We start from the raw sequence: 18,682 nt of genomic DNA, 5'->3' as shown, positions 1-18,682 counted from the left end.
AGATCAGGGGGCGGGGAAATGGCGAAGGTGGAAGCCGGACATACTTTTTTGGCGAAACTGGGAAAAAAACGGCTGCGGCCAGGCGGGATTACGGCAACCCGGTGGCTGATTGGGCAAGCGGGCTTGTCTCAAGACACGCAAGTGCTGGAAGTGGCCTGTAATATGTGCACGACTTCCATTGAACTGGCGAAGCAATATCATTGCCGTATTACGGCGGTGGATATGGATGCGAAAGCCCTGGAAAAGGGCAAAAAGAATATTGCCAAGCATCAGTTGCAGGAATACATCCATGTCGTCCAGGCTAATGCAATGAAGCTGCCTTTTGAGAATGAAACGTTCGACGTTGTTGTAAATGAAGCGATGCTGACCATGCTGGGCGATGCGGCGAAGCAGAAGGCCATCTCTGAATACTACCGTGTTCTGAAGCCGGGCGGGGTGTTGTTGACTCATGATATTATGCTGACCCCGGGCACTCCCGAAGATTTGGTGGACACCTTAAGGGGCATCATCCGGGTGAATGTGTCACCCTTATCCCTGGAGAACTGGAAGCATCTGTTCAGCAGCATCGGCTTCAGCAAAGTTACAGTGTCTCATGGTGCAATGTCGCTGATGAATCCTGCGGGAATGATTCGCGATGAAGGCTTGTGGGGTACAATGGGCATCGTTAAGAACGGTTTGAAAAAGGATAACAGAGGGATGTTCAAGAGGATGTACCAATTTTTTAACCGGTCAGGCAAAAGCTTAAATTATATCGCGGTCAGCAGCAGAAAATAACCACGTAGCTGCCCGGGCGTACCAATTACGCGGCAATCCTTGCGGCGCAAAAAGAGGCCAAATGCGGCCTCTTTTTGTTGCGGACAGAATCAAATGTCAATGAAAACCAGAGCGTATTCGGTTAATCTTGGCATAGATTATTATGAACTGCCAAGCAGGAGGTGGCTGAATTGTCTCAACCCCATGTGCTGACAGACAAGAAAGTGTTATGGATGAGTGTGTGCGGAATCTTTCTGCTCCTTGTAATCATGGCTGTGGTGTTGTTGTACCCCGGGCAGCAACGTGTGCATTTCAAAACCGGAGAAACCAGCTTTGTTGTGGATGTGCCCAAAGGGTGGACGGTCGTACAAAAGCCGCGCCAGGCGGGAAATGCCAATATTGAAGCTAGTCCCGATGAAGGAGTGGAGCTGCTGCTTGCCGGTGACGAGCGTAATTCCATTCGGATCTACGCCCAGTACGGGACCATCGGCCAACCCGAAGCCGGCTTTGTCAAAGAGCAGTTCTCTACCAAGCAAGGGGTGCAGGGCGCACTTTATAAAGACCAGGAGGACGGGAATTGGCAGCTAATACTGGAGCAGGCTATTGCTCCCGGCTTTTATGGTGCGGCGGTACGTTTTGAGGATAAAGCAATGCTGGATAAGAATCAGCAGAAGCTGGTGCAAATTCTGAAAAGCATCCGTATTATTAAGCTCTAGGAAAGCTGCTTTTTTGCAGAGGACTCACGGACGATGAGCTCCGGCTCCAACTGCATGTGCCGGGATGCCATACCGCTGCCCTGAATGCGATCCATCAGCCACTGGCCGGAGGTTACGCCAAGCTTGAAGGTATCTATATTCAGCGAGGTCAATGGAGGAGTCGTATAACGCGACAAGGGATACTCGTCAAAAGCGGCGACGCCAAGCTGTCCGGGAACTTCGATTCCCAGCTCGCGGGCGGCTTTCAGTACGCCGAAGGCAGCATAGTTAGTCATGCATACAACAGAGTCCGGGCGTTCTTGCTCTTCAGAGGATAAAAGCTCCCTTGCGGCCCGGTAGCCTTCATGCTCGTCGGCGCGGACGTTTACAGTCCAGTCCTCTCGGGCGCTGAGTCCTGCCTGCTGCATAGCCTGAAGATAGCCGTTTAGCCTCCGGGTAAAAATCCGCTCGTCCCGTTCTCCGCCGATAAAAGCGGGTCTGATATATCCCTGCTGCAGCAGATGGCTGGTCAGCATTCTCCCCCCGGCTTCATTGTCGAAATCGACCCAGCTTGCGGGAGCGTCAATCTCACCGATGGAGACGTAGGGGAAGTCCAGCCGGTCCAGCTCCATGGAGAGCTCTTTGGTCAGCACCGAGTTGTTGGCAATAATGCCGTCAACACGCTGGTTCAGCACAAGCCTGTTCAGGAAATGGCCTTCCTCATCACTATGCTGAACATTGCAGATCGTTAATTCGTACTTCAGAGGCCCGATGACACTCTCAATTCCTCCGATAATATTGTAAAAGAACTGGTTGAGGAACTCGCTTTCCTTGGACATGTCCACCAGCAGTCCGACCGTGTGGCTTCTTTGTCTGGCCAGACCCGTAGCTATACTGCTTGGCGTATAATTCATTTGCTTCATGATCTCGCGGATTCTGAGCTTGGTTTCGGCGGATATTTTGGGAGAATCGTTCAGCACCTTGGAGACGGTGGATTTAGCCACATTGGCGGCTTTGGCAACATCCGAAATTGTTACTTTCATCGGCTTCCCTCGCGAACTTTAGCATTTTTGTGAGCATGACCTTCTGCTTGTCATAATACCATAATTTCAAAAAGGCCTCTATTCAGGCTTGAAGCCCCCCTTAAGTTTACACTGCGTTGATAATCTTTGAGGAACTGGTATTTTGGCGAAAATGAAGGTAGGATGTTCTCAAGGACATAATGACAAGAAAGAGGACTAATTCTGATGAAACCGTTTCGCATCCGCCTTACGGTCATACTGATGGCACTGATTGGAATATCCATGATCGGCGCCGGTATCACTATGGCCCAGTTATTTAAGAATTCCCATATTTCGGCGCTCGAAGAAAACATGTCCCGGGAAATAAAACTGCTCTCCGGCACCTTCAAATTCACGGATATGAACGGTCCGGATGCTATGAATTACTACACGGCGGAGGCTAAACGTATCGCCAAGCTGACCAATTCACGAATAACCTTCATTACAAAGGAAGGCAAGGTCATCGGTGATTCAGAGAAGAACCCGCAGCAAATGGATAACCACTCGACCCGTGAAGAGGAAGTGCTTGCAGCCCAAGAAGGAATTGGCCGGGCGATCCGCTACAGCGATACACTGGACCGCAAAATGCTGTACGTGGCGGGAGCCGTAGTCTCGGATCAGGGCTTCGACGGTTACATCCGTCTCTCTATGGGCCTCGACGCTGTGACGGAGGGGCTGAACCGTGCCTGGATGATTATGGCCGGCGGACTTGTGCTGCTGTTCATCGCGGCAACCTTTGTCAGCTACAAGGTAGCCTCCAGCATGACCTCTCCGCTGGAGCAGATTACAAGGGTAGCCCGCCGCATTACCGACTTGGACTACGATGCCAGAGTGCCGATGCGGCGCAAGGATGAGGTCGGGCAGCTCGCGAATGCGATCAATGCCATGGCGGACAGCCTGCAGGCCCAGCTTAAGACAATCCGTGACAACGAGGATCTGCTGCAGAGCGTGCTGGACAACATGACCGGCGGAATAGTCATGATCAATGCCGAAGGTGAGATTGCGCTGCTGAACCGTGCCTCAGAGCGGCTGCTGGATGTGAAGAACAGCGAGATGACCGGGCACTCCTATAAGGAGCTGAAGCATCATTATGAGCTTACCCGTCTGATTGAGGAGGGCGTTTCCCGCAAGGAGCCGATCCATGAAGAGCGGAGCATCTACAACCCCGCGGAGCGGATTGTACGGCTCGATGGCGTTCCAATGATGCAGGACGGGGCCTGCCGGGGAATGCTGTTCCTGCTGCAGGAGGTGACGGAAATCCGCCGTCTGGAAAAAATGCGCAGCGAGTTCGTGGCCAATGTGTCCCATGAATTGAAGACCCCGGTTGCCGCGGTCAAAGGCTTTGCCGAGACCCTGCTCGGCGGCGGTGTAACGGATGAGAAGACCGCCCGCTCTTTTCTGCAGATTATTTACGATGAGAATGAGCGTCTGAACCGTCTGATCGGAGACATTCTGGAGCTGTCCAAAATTGAATCCAAACGTGTGCAGTTGGAATGCTCGCCCGTGCATCTGATTGAATTTTTCGATTCTATGCTGGAGACGATGAGCAAGGTTGCGGAGAAGAAGAATATCAGTCTTAGCGCAGATGTGCCTGCAGAGCTGTTCGTGGAGGGCGATGAGGACAAGCTGCGGCAGATTTTCATGAATCTGCTTTCCAATGCAATCAACTATACCCATGAAGGGGGAAGCGTGAAGATAACCGTTGTTAACGGGCAAAAGGCGGATGGCACGGAAACGGTTGTCTTTACCGTCACTGATACCGGGATGGGCATTCCGCGCAAGGATTTGCCGCGGATCTTCGAGCGGTTCTACCGGGTGGACAAAGCCAGATCCAGAAGCTCCGGCGGAACCGGTCTGGGGCTGTCGATTGTCAAGCATCTGGTGGAACTGCACCGCGGCTCGATCTCGGTAGAGAGCGACCTCGGCATCGGCAGCTCCTTCATCCTTGAACTGCCGCTGCTGCAGGATGAAGCGGAGTAGGCTTGGCAGATTGGCTTTTGAGTGGCGGGCACAGGATGCCGTATAATATTAATTTGAAAGCACGGAAATATAATGAAAGCTTAATTATTTTACACCGGGTTAACATTCTGGTGATATGATGGGCATGCCAACAGTTTTGTAAATTTTATAACATATGAAGACGGGGGAACCTATGGCACAACGATTGCTTGTCATTGAAGATGAACCGACACTTGCACGGCTGCTGTCCTATAATTTGACGCAGGAAGGCTATGAGGTGACGGTGGAGGATCATGGAACGGCAGGATATGACCGTGCGACTAGAGAACCTTTTGATTTAATCGTATTGGATCTCATGCTGCCTGGTATGAACGGGATTGATATTCTGGATAAGCTGCGCGGTCAGGGCATCCGCACGCCCGTTATCGTGCTAACCGCCAAAAATGCTGAAGAGGATGTGGTCCGCGGCCTGAAATCCGGCGCCGATGACTACATCACCAAGCCCTTTGGCGTATCGGAGCTGCTTGCCCGTGTTAGTGCGGTGCTGCGCCGGATATCCGGGATGGCCGAGGACGTGCAGCCGGAAGCCGCTGTGGCCGCTTCAACCATCATTCTGGGCCAACTGGAAATTTACCCTGAGCGGTATGAGGTCTCACTGGGTGGACAGAGCATCAATCTGCGTCCTAAGGAATTCGAGGTTCTGCTGTATCTGGCCCGCAAGCCGGGTGTGGTGCTGACCCGGGATGATCTGATGAATGCCGTCTGGGGTTTTGATTATATCGGCGGACAACGGACGGTGGACGTTCATGTCAGCTCTCTGCGCAAGAAGCTGGAGCTGGACCCGGAATCGGTGCATATTGATTCAATCCGGGGTGTCGGCTATAAACTGGTCGTGAACAAGAAAAGAACGCCTGTCATTTGAAATGACGGCGTTCTTTTCTGTCAGGCAGATTATATGCTCAAACCTGACATGCGATTTTACACTGAGTTAACAATCCTCTTCAACTCTATTTACACTGAAAGCTTATCATGGGGTACGAAGATGATGAGAAGGAGACACAAAAACTAATGAAATCCATCATTGACATAGAGAAGCTAGATCTCTACTATGAGTCTTTCCATGCGCTGAAGAGCGTCGATTTGCAGATTCCGGAGAAGCAGGTGACCGCATTTATCGGTCCTTCCGGCTGTGGTAAGTCTACCCTGCTGCGCACACTTAACCGAATGAATGATATGATACCCGGAACACGTATTGAAGGAACAGTGAACATTGGCGGCAAAAACATTTACAGCGACGAGGTGGAAGTGGAAAGCCTGCGCAAGCAGGTCGGCATGGTGTTTCAGCAGCCCAATCCTTTTCCGAAGTCGATCTATGACAATGTGGCATACGGTCCCCGTCTGCACGGAGTACGCGGCAAAGCCGAGCTTGATGAGCTGGTAGAACAAAGCCTGCGCCAATCGGCCCTCTGGGAAGAGGTGAAGGATTTCCTCAAGAAGTCTGCACTCAGCTTGTCGGGTGGACAGCAGCAGCGTTTGTGTATTGCCAGAGCACTTGCTGTGCAGCCTGATATTCTGCTGATGGATGAGGCGACCTCAGCGCTCGACCCGGTCTCCACGCTTAAGATTGAGGAGCTGGTACAGGAGCTGCGGGACAAGTATACGATCGTCATGGTCACACATAATATGCATCAGGCTGCACGGGTATCGGGCCGCACAGTATTTTTCCTGAACGGTGTAATTGTGGAGGCTGCGGATACGGAGATGCTGTTCTCCAATCCCAAGGACTCCCGCACTGAAGACTATATATCCGGACGCTTCGGCTAAGCGGCGGAAGGGACCCGTTCCTGGAGATGACAGGCTGACCATATGTTTTTGAGGAGGCTCGCTTTTATATGATTCGCAGAAAAGAATTCGACAAAGATTTGGAAGAACTGCGCAGCTTGCTGCAGCAGATGGCTGAGCATGTAACCGATGCGCTGGAGGGTGCGGTACTGGCTCTGCAGACCATAGATACTGCCCGGGCGCAGGAAATTGTCAAAGCGGATTTACGGCTGAACGCCATGGAAGACAGAATCATGGAAATCGGTTCACGGCTCATCATTACCCAGCAGCCGGTAGCCAAGGACCTGCGCCGTATCATTGTTGCCTTCAAAATATCAAGCGACCTCGAACGTATGGGTGATTTGGCGTTGGATGTGGCAAAGGTAACTATGCGTATTCAGGGCCAGCAATTAATTAAGCCGCTGGTAGATATTCCGCGCATGGCTGAAATCGTAACCGGAATGACAACCGAAGCGATCCAGTCCTATCTGGATGAGAATACCGATCTGGCTTACAAAATGGCCCAGGACGACGATCATGTCGATCAGCTCTACAGTGCGATGATTAATGAGCTGTACGCTTACATGGTCGAGAAGCCGGAATTCTTGAACCAGGCGATGCTGCTGACGCTGGTCGGCCGTTATATTGAGCGGATTGCCGATCATGCCACCAACATTGGCGAGAGCGTTGTTTATCTTGTGACCGGCAAACGTCCGGACCTTAATCAATAACAGCCGGCAGGCTGAGCGGATTTACCGCATACTGTAGCTGCAAGCTTTCTTAACCGGAGGCTTGCTTTTTTATGCAGTTCAGTGCATTCCCCTTATAAATTCCGCGAAGCCGTTTTTGCTTGTGCGGGGCATATGTTAAAATGTAAATAGTATGCAAGATAAGGCGAGGTGCTGAAATGGACAAGTTGATTCTTATAGATGGCAATAACATTATTTACCGTGCGTTCTTTGCAATGCCGCCGCTGACGAACACCGCAGGGCAGCAGACCAATGCGGTATATGGATTTACAACGATGCTGCTGCGCTTGATCGAGGAGCATAAGCCAAGCCATATGATCGTCGCTTTTGATGCGGGCAAGATTACCTTCCGCCATGAGGGCTATGAAGACTATAAGGGAGGCCGGCAAAAGACACCGCCCGAGCTCTCCGAGCAATTCCCGATGCTGAAGGAGCTGCTGCAGAATCTCGGGGTGCCGCAATTCGAGATCAGCGGCTATGAAGCCGATGACATTATCGGCAGCATTTCCCGCGAGGCTGACGAAGCCGGACGCCAGGTTATGATTGTGTCCGGGGACAAGGACATGCTGCAACTGGCCTCTGAGCACACGACTGTGGCTTTGGTGCGCAAAGGTGTTACGGAGGTTGAAATGTTCGGGCCTCAGCAGATCCGTGACAAATATGATCTGACGCCTGCACAGATTATCGACCTGAAAGGTCTGATGGGCGATGCCAGCGATAATATCCCCGGCGTCCCGGGCGTTGGCGAGAAGACGGCGCTGAAGCTGCTGCATCAGTTCGGATCGGTGGAAGGCGTGCTTGCCGGAACGGACGAGCTGAAGGGCAAGATGAAGGAGAAGCTGGAGGAGCACGCTGACAGCGCCGTTATGAGCAAGAAATTGGCTACAATCTACAGGGAGGTTCCGCTGGAGCACTCGTGGGAGGATATGGTGTTCACCGGGATTAAGAGTGATACCGCCGGACCTGCGCTGGCGAAGCTGGAGTTCAAGTCCCTTCTGGAGCGTCTGTCGCTGAGCGCCTATGCGCCTGCGGCGGACGGGGAAGGCGGAGAGGGTGCCCAGGAGGCTGCGGCGCTGGATATTACCATCGTGGGCGAAGCGGAGCTGCAGGACCTGATAGCTGCGCTGCCCGGCATCTCTGCGCTGCATGTGGAATCAAGCGGCGAGAATCCGCATCGTGCGGAAGTGATCGGCGTGGGCCTTTCTTCGCAGGAACGGCATTATTTTGTGCCGGTTGAACAGCTTAAGAGCCCTGCTGCGGCGAAGCTGCGGGATTGGCTCGGGGACGACAAGGCGCCGAAGAGCGGCTATGATCTGCACCGCGCCGACCTGGCGCTGCACTGGCAGGGGATACCTTTTGCCGGAGCCGCCAATGATGTACAGCTTGCCGCCTATCTGCTTGACCCGACGGAAGCCAATCAGAATTTGAATGACTTAACCGCCAAATACGGATTGCCCCGTTTGTCTCCGGATGAAGAGGTATTCGGCAAGGGCGCGAAATATAAAATACCCGGGCTCGACATTCTGGGCGGGCATGTCGCCCGCAAAAGCGCTACCGTACTCGGCATTGTAGAGAAGCAGCAGCAGGAATTGAACGACACGGCAATGACCGGTCTGTTCGTCGATCTGGAAATGCCGCTGTCGCGCATCCTGGCTGATATGGAGAAGCAGGGAATTGCCGTCAACAGAGAGGATCTCATTGATCTTGGAAAGGAATTTGAAGCGCAGATTTCCAGGCTGGTGTCGGACATTTATGCGATTTGCGGCACCGAATTCAACCTCAACTCGCCGAAGCAGCTTGGAGACATCTTATTCGTGAAGCTGGGTCTGCCTGTAGTCAAGAAGACGAAGACAGGATATTCCACGGACGCCGAGGTGCTGGAGAAGCTGGCCCCTTACCATGATGCCGTAAGGCTGATTTTGCAATACCGCACCATTGCGAAGCTTCAATCGACCTACGTGGAAGGGCTGCTGAAGGAAATTTCAGCGGAGACCGGCAAAGTGCATACCTTTTACCGCCAGACGATTGCGGCAACCGGACGGCTGAGCAGCCAGTTCCCGAATTTGCAGAACATTCCGATCCGGCTGGAGGAAGGCCGCAAAATCCGCAAGGTATTTGTGCCCTCCGAGCCGGGTTGGTCGATTCTGGCGGCGGATTACTCGCAGATTGAGCTGCGTGTGCTGGCGCATATCTCCGATGATGAGCGGCTGAAGGAAGCTTTTGTGCATGATATGGATATTCATACGAAGACGGCGATGGATGTGTTTGGTGTTGCCGCCGATCAGGTGGACAGCAACATGCGCCGTTCCGCCAAAGCCGTTAACTTCGGCATAGTGTATGGCATCAGCGACTACGGTCTTTCGCAGAATTTGAATATTTCACGCAAGGAAGCAGCCCATTTTATCGAACAGTATTTCGATGTATTCAAGGGTGTGCGCCGCTATATGGATGATATTGTGGTGGAAGCACGCAAGCAGGGTTATGTGACCACGCTGTTGGAGCGCCGCCGCTACCTGCCGGAGATTAATGCGAAGAACTTTAACCTGCGCTCTTTTGCCGAACGTACAGCGATGAACACCCCGATTCAGGGAACAGCGGCGGATATCATCAAGCTGGCTATGGTTCAGATGGACAAAGCGCTGTATGAGCGCGGGCTTAAGAGCCGCATGCTGCTGCAGGTACACGATGAGCTGGTGTTCGAGGTGCCGGAGGATGAGCTGGAGCTGATGAAGAAGCTGCTGCCTGAGGTTATGGAGGGGGCGCTGAAGCTGTCTGTGCCATTAAAAGCAGAGGTAAGTTTTGGAAGTAACTGGTATGAAGCGAAATAGGCTCCCCGCAGGGGCGGCATATCCGGTATAATGGTGTAGAGGTGAGCTAACATGCCGGAATTGCCGGAAGTAGAAACAGTCAAAAGAACACTTAATGTCTTAATTACAGGCAAGCAGATACAGAACGTCACCGTCCGGCTGCCGCGGATTATTCAGCGCCCGGACGATATTCAGGCTTTTGCCCATATGCTGGCTGGCCATACTGTGGTTAACGTTGAGCGAAGAGGGAAGTTTTTGCGCTTCGTGCTGGACGGTCTGGTGATGGTGTCCCATTTGCGGATGGAGGGCCGCTACGGTCTTTATCAGGGAAATGACCCTCTGGACAAGCATACGCATGTCATTTTTCACTTTACCGACGGCTCGGAGCTGCGTTACACGGATGTGCGCCAGTTCGGCACCATGCATCTGTTCCAGCCGGGCGAGGATCTGCTGCTCCCGCCGCTGAAGAAGCTCGGTGAGGAGCCGCTTGCGCCTTCTTTTACACCGGAAAAGTTCAAGGAAATTGTGTCAGGCAAAAGCACCAAAATCAAACCGCTGCTGCTGAATCAGGAATATGTGGTCGGTGTCGGCAATATTTATGTAGATGAGGCGCTGCACCGTGCCGGTATTCATCCGGAGACAGGTGCCAAAGCGCTCACAGACAGTCAGCTCGATAAGCTGCACCATGCTATTGTGGCCACCCTGACGGAGGCGGTCAATGCCGGCGGTTCCTCGGTGAAATCCTACGTCAACGGCCAAGGGGAGAGCGGAAGCTACCAGCATCAACTGCTGATTTACGGACGCAAGGACCAGCCCTGCACCACCTGCGGCACACTGATTGAGAAGAGTGTTGTAGGCGGCAGAGGCACGCATGTTTGTCCAAGCTGTCAGCCACCCGTTAAAGAAGTAAAGTAAGCGCTTATAGATCAAGCTTATGCTGGAGTTGCCCATGCTAATGCAAAAGGCAGGCACTCACTGCCCGTCCCGCCCATATACTGTGTGAAGAATGCGATAAGTTCGAACGGAGCCTGTGGCGGAGAAGTCCGCCCGGCTGCCGGTTCTTCACGGGAGGGATTACGGGTGGTGAGCCCATTTTTTTCACTGCTGCTGTTGGCATTTGCCCTGAGTTTGGACGGTTTTGGTGTTGGCATTACATATGGGCTGCGTAAAATGAAAATACCGCTGCTCTCTGTCCTGATTATTTCGCTTTGTTCAGGGATTGTCATTTGTGTCTCTATGCAGGTCGGTGTGCTGCTGGCCAAGGTTGTGTCTCCTAGTGCCGCATCCAGTATTGGAGCGGTTATTCTCGTCTTGATGGGCTGCTGGTCTTTGTTCCAGATGCTGCTGCAGAGGGAGAAGGAGCTAAGTGATGCCGGGCAGGAGTCTGAGCAGGGAGAAGAGACGACGAGGCTGGAGACAGCCGTTGCCGGCAATGACACTTCGGTTCATGCTTCGGAAGACGAAGCAGAGCGCGGGCCGCGTAAAGCGGCGGTTTTCTCGCTGGAGCTGCGGCATCTGGGCGTGGTGATTCAAATTCTCCGTACCCCGTCTTCTGCCGATATGGACGCTTCCGGCAGCATTTCCTCTACGGAAGCTATGGTGCTCGGAATTGCATTGTCGCTGGATGCGTTCGGTGCGGGTCTGGGAGCGGCTCTGCTGGGGTTCAACCCAATCTCCACCTCTCTGACGATTGCCCTTTTCAGCGGTACCTTTCTGGTGCTGGGGATGAAGACTGGGCTGAAGCTGTCAGGAAGCTTCTGGATGAAGCATGCTGCGGCACTGCCTGCGTTATTATTAATTGCTATGGGAATAATGAAGCTATTATGAGGTGAGTACATGATAATGGGCTTAACCGGAGGCATTGCCTCCGGAAAAAGCACCGTATCCGCAATGCTTGTGGATAAGGGGGCGCGGCTGGTGGATGCCGATGTGATCGCCAGAGAGATTATGCTTCCAGGGTCACCGGTGCTGGCCGCTGTAGTGCAGCAGTTTGGGGAAGACATTCTGCTGCCTGATGGTACGCTCAATCGGGCCAGGCTCGGAGAGCGGGTCTTTCATGACCCTGAAGCCCGGCAGAAGCTGAATGATCTGACGCATCCGGCGATCCGCAGCGAAATCAAGAAACGTATGTATAGCTTGGAGCAGGAAGACGCGCAGGGGTTAATTATCGTTGATATCCCGCTGCTGTATGAATCGCACCTGGATACCTTGTTTCAGGAGATCGTGGTGGTCTACATTCCCCGCGAGATGCAGCTTACCCGCCTGATGGAACGCAACAGTCTGACGCTTGCACAGGCTGAAGGCAGGCTGAAGGCTCAGATGGATATTGAACGGAAGCGCAGCATGGCTACCTATGCCATCGACAACAGCCGTGATCTGGCCCATACGGGGCAGCAGGTTGCCGATTTGTGGGACAGGCTGGGGTTATCATGAAGTGGCTGCGTAAAAAAAGAGTGCTGCTCCTGCTGTTTATAGGCTTCACGGCCATTCTGTTCCTGAGTACGAACTGGATGTCCTGGTTTTATCCCATCTATTATAAAAATGAGATCCGCAAGCACAGTGTCACCTACGAAATCGACCCGTTCCTGGTAGCGGCGATTATCCGGGTGGAGACAAATTACAAAACCGGCCGTGAATCCAAAAAAGGCGCTATAGGCCTTATGCAGTTGATGCCGGATACCGCCAAATGGGTGCTTGAAAAGGCCAAGCTTCCTGATGTATCTATGGAACGGCTGAAGGAAGAGCCTTCCGCCAACATTGAGCTGGGAACGTGGTATTTGTCCCTGCTGTCCCGTCAGTTTGACGGCAACCGTATTGCGGTCATCGCTGCTTACAACGCAGGCCCGGGTAAGGTGCAGCGCTGGCTGGATGAGGGAGCGTGGGATGGTACGGAGGCGTCCGTAAAGGACATCCCGTTTGGCGAGACCCGCCACTATGTGCAGCGTGTAATTTATTATTACGAGCAGTACACGGAGATTTATAATGAGTTCTAGGCTGCCGGGTGCTCTGAAATTAATAAAAGAAGTATTAAGCGGCATTTAACCGCTTAATACTTCTTAGGCAAGCTTATAGGGACAGGTTATTTGTATTGACCTGCCAGAGATTGTTCAGCCAGGGTTACAAGACGTTTGGTGATGTAACCTCCGATTGAACCGTTTTCGTAAGAAGTTTTATTGCCTTGGTATCCATCTGGGGAGAGCGTGATACCGAGTTCTTGGGCAACTTCGTATTTAAGTTGATCCAAGGCACCGCGTGCATTTGGAGCTACCAGGTTATTGGAGCTATTTTGGGCCATTGCTGTTCACCTCCTATCGGTTGGTAACTGTATTATGTGCTGGACATGGCAACTTCATAACATCAAATAAACGGTGTTTTATGGAAATCAGAAAATGGTCTCATTATAACAAAAGGAAGTGATAAGCTTATGAAATGTCCTTACTGTGATCACACCAATACCAAAGTGCTTGACTCGCGTCCGGCCAACGAAAATAAGTCAATCCGCCGCAGGCGTGAATGCGAGCAGTGCAGCCGGCGCTTTACCACCTTTGAAATGATTGAAGAAACGCCGCTGATTGTGATCAAAAAAGACGGCAGCCGTGAGGAATTCAGCCGCGACAAAATCCTCCGCGGCCTGATCCGCGCCTGCGAGAAACGTCCCGTTTCCGTCGAACGCCTGGAGTCCATTGTCTCTGAGGCAGAGAAATCCCTGCGCGGCATCGCTCTAGCCGAAGTGGAGAGCCGCCAGATCGGCGAGCTTGTTATGGAGCAGCTCTATCCTGTGGATGAGGTCGCTTATGTCCGCTTTGCCTCCGTCTATCGTCAGTTTAAGGATATCAACATGTTCATGAAGGAACTCAAGAGCCTGCTGTCCAAAAACGACGGGGAGCTTGAGGGATTGTAAGCCTTTCCGTAATACGGTGATGCTCAGAGGCTGCTTACGGATGCAACCGGGACTCAGCCGTCATTTAGGCTCAATTTGAGCGGACGCGCACAACGAAACCGATATGGCGTTGCTGAGGCCTTTTCCGGGAAGAGTAAATTTTTTTTACAAAAGTATTGACATGCGGCGCGAAATTATATACTATATAAAAGTCGCCTACGAAATAAATAAACAACGACAGCGATACGGTTCACACCATAAATCAGTTTTGCTTACATAGTGTAGTTGTTAAATGCGCTATGGGGCCATAGCTCAGCTGGGAGAGCGCATCGCTGGCAGCGATGAGGTCAGGGGTTCGATCCCCCTTGGCTCCACCAAAAACATTATATGGACTCTTAGCTCAGTTGGTAGAGCAGTAGACTCTTAATCTATTTGTCCAGGGTTCGAGCCCCTGAGAGTCCATCACAGAAAGAACGACAGAGATGTCGTTCTTTTGCTGTTTCAGGGAAGCTGTCCCGCTGAAGCTGAACAGCTAATGCTGACCTGCCAGCACTGACTGCTGACGCTGACCACCAGCTACGAGCCTCTGCCCGCTAACCCCAAAACCCTAACTTCATAGTAACCCATTCTTCACTAAATTCCTTCTCCTGATCAGTACGGACCCCACAGCCCTTATTTGCTCTAATCGGCACATTTAGCAGAGCTAACGGACCGTGTTGCGCTTATCCCCTATCCATTAGTCATAATTTTCACGATATCAGCAAATAGCTGCATCTGAGTCCGTAAGATAGACGAAAGGCTGTTTTTGTAGGAAATAAAGGCTGCTTGGTCCGTAACAACTTAAACAACTCACCTACCATTACCGATGGCAATAAGAATTTCAAGAAACCGGCCCGGTTCCTTAATTAGTCAGCTACCCACTTTTTACTCCGTTACACTCTCAACTGATATGTACGATTGCGCTGCTGTCCGCCGCTTGCTATGTCCAACAATTGCAGTTGAACCATTCCGTGCAGGATTCGTCTGGCGTGTCTATCTGTTACCTTGAGATGTTGCGCAAGCTCCAAAGGTGTGAATGCCCTGAGCAGACGCCGGGCGAAACGCAGAGTCTCCGCTTCTAACCAAGTTATCGTGGATGAAACATCTGTTGCGATGTATTTACCGATAAAAGACAGCACTAACTGCTGGCATTGCTTGGGCTCTTCGACAATTGAAGGATAAGCGATGGGGAGAAAGGTCCATCCATCCAGGGCCAGCAAGCAATGCCGGCGGCATAAATCCTTGAACCGTCTGACATCCAGATCTCTGGCATGTGGTCCATAGCCTTGAATCTCAATCCCGCCCTTCACCCCTCCCGGCATATAAGCCAAATCCAGATAACGATATCCGTTATTGAAATCCCGAACCTCCCATTCAGGAAAGAGATGATCTAAATTCCCGATTACCGGGAACCATACGACGCGGAGAAACTCAACTGTTCCATGCCCTAGTCCTTTACCAAGTAACTCCCTTCGCCTGTGGTTACTCTCATTTTCCAGATTACGTATTAACCATTCCCTGTACTGCTGCTCAAATCGTGACATTGCATTGCTCCTCCTTACATTCTGAATCGAGCCTAAATTTATCCCGCAAAAAAGCCGCTTGCATACGATGCCCTCCTGAATAAATTCAGATGGATACTGTATGTAAGCGGCGTGTGCTTCACAACCTATTTCCCATTATATCGCGGGCTATAAAGAGAATCCAATTTATTTTGCAAAAGTGTATTCAGAAATTATAGCTCTTGAGGCAGAGGTCAATCCTTAGTACAAAGTCAATTTGATAGTGAAATGTTAAATGGAATGGGAAAAGAGGACGTATCAAAAATCCAAAACGATATAAGAATTGCGGGACAAAGGCGATATTCCAAAAAGGTATTTGGGGCTGAAATTCAGGCTCTCCAGATTTCGATTGCTCTATATCTCTTAAGGAGCAGTGCCCCTGAACACTCCGCCAGAGCACATCGCCGGCAGCGATGTGGTTAGGGGTTCGATCCCCTTCGCTCCACCAAAACATCATATGGACTCTTTAGCTCTGTTTGTAGAGCAGTTGACTATTAATCAGTTGGTCCAATCCAAGGTTCGAGTCCTGAAGTCCACCACAACAAGCATCGGCAGAGAAGCCGTTTTTATTGTTGTCTGCGGAGCCTGCGAGTTCGGGTAGGGGGAAGAGCTGTTTCAAAACTCTGTTGTCTCAGCTCGTATTCGTTTTCCCGATTGTTCTAAATAATTTCTGATTATTCCCAATTCCACGACCCATGTCTCTACGGACTGTACAGCCCCTATTATCTCAATTTGGTGTATTTCGTCAGATTAACGGACCTTGTCGCGCTTATTGCCTCTTCCCCAAGCGTTTTTCGATTGAATAACAGTTAATAAGCGCACTTGAGTCCGATAACTTGGTGAAAAAGTGTTCTTTGTGTAAATAAGAACTGCTGGGTCCGTTTACAAGGTACATTTCCCCTAGTCCTCCCGTCGTAACGACGACACCGCCGTATGCCGAAAAGTATGGAGGGTGATGAGAGAGAGAGGGGATTTACTGCCTCTCCTAATGTAATCAATCGCTCAGGGCTCGACCCCCTTAGAACCCACAGCAAACGGCAAAGAGGGGGGATCGTCTTATTTCGTGTGGCTGTGAATGGGATTCAGCGTTCACGCAGTACATTATTTCGTCCGTAGCTACCAAAACCTCAGTCCCACAAATTGGCGAGGGACTGAGTTTTAATGCCCACGTTGGCTTGTAGCATCAACCGGCTCGGCTTGCGGTGGTCCGTTTTACGGCTGGCAGCAGGGCTGCAGGTACCAATCCGACCAAAGTGAAGCCAAGCGACCAGAGGAAGGTGTGGTCGTACGCCTGGGCAGTCGTTGCAGCGGTCAGCGGAGCGACCAACTGATTCTCCAGGATGACGGCCAAGACCGATGCGCCGAATGCGCCGCCTACCTGCTGAATGATCCGGGTAGTGCTGCTGGAATGGCTGATCTGTTCGGGGCTCAAGCCTTGATAGGAGGCGGCGAGAACTGGAAGAAACACTGCTCCGAGACCCGCTCCCCGGACAATGAGGGCAAAGCCGAGCATGTATAGACTGGTCCCGGCACCCGCCAGCGCAAACGGAAGTGTGCCGAGCGCAGTGAGCAGCATGCCGCCTATGACAACCGGACGCGGGCCGATCTGGTCGGTCAGCTTGCCGGCCCATGCCCGGGTGAGCAGCATGCCGACGCCTTGCGGCACAAGCAGCAGCCCGGAAGCAAGAATGCCTTCGCCGCGAACCTGCTGATAATACATGGGCAAGAGCAGCATGCCGCCATAGGTGGATAGCCCGGACAGGAAGAGCAGCAAGGAAGAGGCGGTGAACGAGCCTACCCGGAATAGCCTGAGATCAATGATCGGCACCTTGGCAATTCTGAGAGCATAGACGATGAAGGCGGTAAGCAGGGCTAATCCCCCAAGCAATGGGAGCAGCACGGCAGAATGTCCGAATCCGTGATGCGTCCCAACCTGAGCCAACCCGTAGATAAGAAGCACCAGAGAGGGAGACAGCAGCATAAGGCCGATGCCATCCAGACGTGCGGACTGCCCGGATGTCTTATCCTTCGGCAGCCAGTGCCAGGCCATCACCAACGCGATGAGGCAGATCGGAATGTTCACATAGAAGATCCAGCGCCAATCCAGCTTGTCGACGATGAGCCCGCCCAGTACCGGACCGAGAATCGGCCCGAGTAGGGCCGGCAGACCGGCGACCGCCATCAGCTTGCCGAGCTTTTGGGAGCCGGCGGAACGAACGAGCATGGTCTGCATGACCGGCATCATCAGACCGCCCCCGATCCCTTGGATAGCGCGGAATACGACCAGGCTGCCCAGATTCCAGGCCAGGCTGCACAGCACGGAGCCGGCCAAGAAAATTGACAGTGCGGCCATCCATATCCGTTTTCCGCCGAATTTATCCATGCCCCAGCCGGTCACAGGGATAACTATTCCCAGTGCCAGCAGATAGCTTGTCATAACCCATTGAATGCCGGATACGGAAGCATGAAGGGCTTCTCCCAGCGTATGAATGGCCACATTGGTGATGGTGGTGTCGAACAAAGGGGCGAGTGTTCCAACCAGAAGAGCCGCCATCACCCGCACGAGGGCAGGGCTCATGAACGATGCTGGCTCTTGAAATTCTTGTTGCGATTTCATGACAAACCACTCCTTAAATATTTAATAAGATACCATTAGTTTCTTATTTGCATATTATGTTATAATAAACGAATAAGAAACGCAACGTTTTTTATTGATGGAGGACGACGATGAGCGAAAAGACTAAAGAAGAAGCGAAAAGCGACATTCGTCGCAGAGGACATCATTTGGAAGCGGCTATTTATCAAGCCGTGTGGGAGGAGCTTGCGGCCGTCGGATTTCCGAGGCTCACGATGGAGAGTGTCGCTGCGCGGGCGAATACGAGCAAGCCTGTTCTGTACCGGCGGTATGCCAACAAGACCGAGCTTGTGCTCGGCGCCATCCAGTCGCGCATTCCCACTCCAGAGGACGAAATTCCCAATACGGGAGAGCTGCGCCAGGACCTGCTGGAAGCTCTAGCAAATATGAACCGCAATGTGGAGAGGTTCGGAAGCGATACCATTCGCTGCCTGTTAGTGGAGCTAGACAATCGTCCGCTGTCTGCGACCCTCTTTCCCAAAGGCCGCTCCAGCCATACGATGAAGACTATTCTCGGTCGCGCGGAGGCCCGGGGAGAGCTAAGTATGGATCGGATTTCCACCCGGATCATGGCCATGCCCGTCGATCTGATGCGCCATGAAATATTTTTGTCCAGCGAGACGGTATCTCCGGAAACGATTCGGGAAATTATCGACGAGCTTTTCTTGCCGTTGCTTCGCACCGTCGGTTTGAAGGGATAGCGCGGCAGAATCGGAGAGTG

17 protein-coding genes and 3 tRNA genes are annotated in these 18,682 nt (G+C 52.2%); 16 read left to right on the top strand and 4 right to left on the bottom strand.

The window, feature by feature from the left end; translation table 11 throughout:
- Nucleotides 1-18 precede the first annotated feature (18 nt).
- Together B212_RS0116435 and B212_RS0116430 are read left to right on the top strand one after the other, a co-directional pair.
- Nucleotides 19-774 carry a class I SAM-dependent methyltransferase gene (locus tag B212_RS0116435; protein ID WP_019912013.1) on the top strand — a complete coding sequence of 252 codons (756 nt, stop codon included), beginning with the start codon at nucleotides 19-21 and terminating at the stop codon, nucleotides 772-774.
- 170 nt (nucleotides 775-944) lie between these two features.
- Nucleotides 945-1,469, top strand: coding sequence for a hypothetical protein (locus tag B212_RS0116430; RefSeq protein WP_019912012.1), 525 nt, complete (start codon nucleotides 945-947; stop codon nucleotides 1,467-1,469).
- On the opposite strand, the gene B212_RS0116425 is transcribed toward B212_RS0116430, so the two are convergent.
- Nucleotides 1,466-2,491 carry a LacI family DNA-binding transcriptional regulator gene (locus tag B212_RS0116425; RefSeq protein WP_019912011.1) on the bottom strand — a complete coding sequence of 342 codons (1,026 nt, stop codon included), beginning with the start codon at nucleotides 2,489-2,491 and terminating at the stop codon, nucleotides 1,466-1,468. The two genes, B212_RS0116430 and B212_RS0116425, sit on opposite strands and share 4 nt — an antisense overlap.
- A gap of 204 nt (nucleotides 2,492-2,695) precedes the next feature.
- Between B212_RS0116425 and pnpS the strand changes: the two genes are divergently transcribed.
- From pnpS to B212_RS0116380, 9 genes are all read left to right on the top strand, one after another.
- Entirely contained in the window at nucleotides 2,696-4,489 is a 1,794-nt protein-coding gene (gene pnpS / locus B212_RS0116420) for a two-component system histidine kinase PnpS (RefSeq protein WP_019912010.1), read from the top strand.
- Between the two features lie 172 nt (nucleotides 4,490-4,661).
- The gene (locus tag B212_RS0116415) at nucleotides 4,662-5,390 is read left to right on the top strand and encodes a response regulator transcription factor (protein WP_019912009.1); all 729 of its coding nucleotides are present in this window, start codon (nucleotides 4,662-4,664) and stop codon (nucleotides 5,388-5,390) included.
- A 146-nt stretch (nucleotides 5,391-5,536) separates the two neighbouring features.
- The gene (gene pstB / locus B212_RS0116410) at nucleotides 5,537-6,292 is read left to right on the top strand and encodes a phosphate ABC transporter ATP-binding protein PstB (RefSeq protein WP_019912008.1); all 756 of its coding nucleotides are present in this window, start codon (nucleotides 5,537-5,539) and stop codon (nucleotides 6,290-6,292) included.
- Nucleotides 6,293-6,360: 68 nt separating this feature from the next.
- Entirely contained in the window at nucleotides 6,361-7,020 is a 660-nt protein-coding gene (phoU, locus tag B212_RS0116405; RefSeq protein WP_019912007.1) for a phosphate signaling complex protein PhoU, read from the top strand.
- Nucleotides 7,021-7,196: 176 nt separating this feature from the next.
- Nucleotides 7,197-9,866 (top strand): DNA polymerase I, encoded by a 2,670-nt coding sequence (polA, locus tag B212_RS0116400; RefSeq protein WP_019912006.1) that lies wholly within the window; start codon nucleotides 7,197-7,199, stop codon nucleotides 9,864-9,866.
- Between the two features lie 51 nt (nucleotides 9,867-9,917).
- On the top strand, nucleotides 9,918-10,760 hold the full coding sequence (gene mutM / locus B212_RS0116395; protein ID WP_019912005.1) for a DNA-formamidopyrimidine glycosylase: 843 nt from the start codon (nucleotides 9,918-9,920) through the stop codon (nucleotides 10,758-10,760).
- A gap of 165 nt (nucleotides 10,761-10,925) precedes the next feature.
- Nucleotides 10,926-11,672: a manganese efflux pump gene (locus tag B212_RS0116390; RefSeq protein WP_019912004.1), complete on the top strand. Its 747-nt coding sequence runs from the start codon at nucleotides 10,926-10,928 to the stop codon at nucleotides 11,670-11,672.
- A gap of 9 nt (nucleotides 11,673-11,681) precedes the next feature.
- Nucleotides 11,682-12,278, top strand: coding sequence for a dephospho-CoA kinase (gene coaE / locus B212_RS0116385; RefSeq protein WP_019912003.1), 597 nt, complete (start codon nucleotides 11,682-11,684; stop codon nucleotides 12,276-12,278).
- Nucleotides 12,275-12,838 (top strand): lytic transglycosylase domain-containing protein, encoded by a 564-nt coding sequence (locus B212_RS0116380; protein WP_019912002.1) that lies wholly within the window; start codon nucleotides 12,275-12,277, stop codon nucleotides 12,836-12,838. Before coaE ends, B212_RS0116380 begins: the two co-directional genes overlap by 4 nt.
- Nucleotides 12,839-12,924: 86 nt before the next feature.
- On the opposite strand, the gene B212_RS0116375 is transcribed toward B212_RS0116380, so the two are convergent.
- Nucleotides 12,925-13,140, bottom strand: a complete 216-nt coding sequence (locus B212_RS0116375; protein WP_019912001.1) for an alpha/beta-type small acid-soluble spore protein — start codon at nucleotides 13,138-13,140, stop codon at nucleotides 12,925-12,927.
- Nucleotides 13,141-13,269: 129 nt separating this feature from the next.
- On the opposite strand from B212_RS0116375, the gene nrdR reads away from it, so the two are divergent.
- From nrdR to B212_RS0116360, 3 genes are all read left to right on the top strand, one after another.
- Nucleotides 13,270-13,746 (top strand): transcriptional regulator NrdR, encoded by a 477-nt coding sequence (gene nrdR, locus B212_RS0116370; RefSeq protein ID WP_019912000.1) that lies wholly within the window; start codon nucleotides 13,270-13,272, stop codon nucleotides 13,744-13,746.
- A 280-nt stretch (nucleotides 13,747-14,026) separates the two neighbouring features.
- Nucleotides 14,027-14,102 (top strand) — tRNA-Ala (locus B212_RS0116365).
- Nucleotides 14,103-14,114: 12 nt separating this feature from the next.
- A tRNA-Lys gene (locus tag B212_RS0116360) sits at nucleotides 14,115-14,187 on the top strand.
- A 470-nt stretch (nucleotides 14,188-14,657) separates the two neighbouring features.
- Here the strand turns inward: B212_RS0116360 and B212_RS0116355 are convergent.
- On the bottom strand, nucleotides 14,658-15,308 hold the full coding sequence (locus B212_RS0116355) for a hypothetical protein (protein ID WP_019911999.1): 651 nt from the start codon (nucleotides 15,306-15,308) through the stop codon (nucleotides 14,658-14,660).
- Nucleotides 15,309-15,693: 385 nt separating this feature from the next.
- Between B212_RS0116355 and B212_RS34560 the strand changes: the two genes are divergently transcribed.
- Nucleotides 15,694-15,774: transfer RNA gene (locus B212_RS34560), tRNA-Ala, on the top strand.
- 735 nt (nucleotides 15,775-16,509) lie between these two features.
- Here B212_RS34560 and B212_RS0116340 read toward each other — a convergent pair.
- Nucleotides 16,510-17,943, bottom strand: a complete 1,434-nt coding sequence (locus B212_RS0116340; RefSeq protein ID WP_019911997.1) for an MDR family MFS transporter — start codon at nucleotides 17,941-17,943, stop codon at nucleotides 16,510-16,512.
- Nucleotides 17,944-18,053: 110 nt separating this feature from the next.
- Between B212_RS0116340 and B212_RS0116335 the strand changes: the two genes are divergently transcribed.
- Nucleotides 18,054-18,662: a TetR/AcrR family transcriptional regulator gene (locus B212_RS0116335; RefSeq protein WP_019911996.1), complete on the top strand. Its 609-nt coding sequence runs from the start codon at nucleotides 18,054-18,056 to the stop codon at nucleotides 18,660-18,662.
- Nucleotides 18,663-18,682 lie beyond the last annotated feature (20 nt).

Source organism: Paenibacillus sp. HW567, assembly GCF_000374185.1.
GTDB lineage: Bacteria > Bacillota > Bacilli > Paenibacillales > Paenibacillaceae > Paenibacillus_AQ.
Note: the sequence above shows the minus strand (reverse complement) of the source record. Positions and strands in the feature narration are given on the sequence as shown.

Coding starts and splice junctions, on each gene's coding strand:
- B212_RS0116340 (WP_019911997.1), bottom strand. CDS start 17,943: ATGAAATCGCAACAAGAATTTCAAGAGCCAGCATCGTTCATGAGCCCT.
- B212_RS0116380 (WP_019912002.1), top strand. CDS start 12,275: ATGAAGTGGCTGCGTAAAAAAAGAGTGCTGCTCCTGCTGTTTATAGGC.
- B212_RS0116375 (WP_019912001.1), bottom strand. CDS start 13,140: ATGGCCCAAAATAGCTCCAATAACCTGGTAGCTCCAAATGCACGCGGT.
- mutM (WP_019912005.1), top strand. CDS start 9,918: ATGCCGGAATTGCCGGAAGTAGAAACAGTCAAAAGAACACTTAATGTC.
- B212_RS0116415 (WP_019912009.1), top strand. CDS start 4,662: ATGGCACAACGATTGCTTGTCATTGAAGATGAACCGACACTTGCACGG.
- B212_RS0116335 (WP_019911996.1), top strand. CDS start 18,054: ATGAGCGAAAAGACTAAAGAAGAAGCGAAAAGCGACATTCGTCGCAGA.
- pnpS (WP_019912010.1), top strand. CDS start 2,696: ATGAAACCGTTTCGCATCCGCCTTACGGTCATACTGATGGCACTGATT.
- B212_RS0116355 (WP_019911999.1), bottom strand. CDS start 15,308: ATGTCACGATTTGAGCAGCAGTACAGGGAATGGTTAATACGTAATCTG.
- coaE (WP_019912003.1), top strand. CDS start 11,682: ATGATAATGGGCTTAACCGGAGGCATTGCCTCCGGAAAAAGCACCGTA.
- pstB (WP_019912008.1), top strand. CDS start 5,537: ATGAAATCCATCATTGACATAGAGAAGCTAGATCTCTACTATGAGTCT.
- phoU (WP_019912007.1), top strand. CDS start 6,361: ATGATTCGCAGAAAAGAATTCGACAAAGATTTGGAAGAACTGCGCAGC.
- nrdR (WP_019912000.1), top strand. CDS start 13,270: ATGAAATGTCCTTACTGTGATCACACCAATACCAAAGTGCTTGACTCG.
- B212_RS0116435 (WP_019912013.1), top strand. CDS start 19: ATGGCGAAGGTGGAAGCCGGACATACTTTTTTGGCGAAACTGGGAAAA.
- polA (WP_019912006.1), top strand. CDS start 7,197: ATGGACAAGTTGATTCTTATAGATGGCAATAACATTATTTACCGTGCG.
- B212_RS0116425 (WP_019912011.1), bottom strand. CDS start 2,491: ATGAAAGTAACAATTTCGGATGTTGCCAAAGCCGCCAATGTGGCTAAA.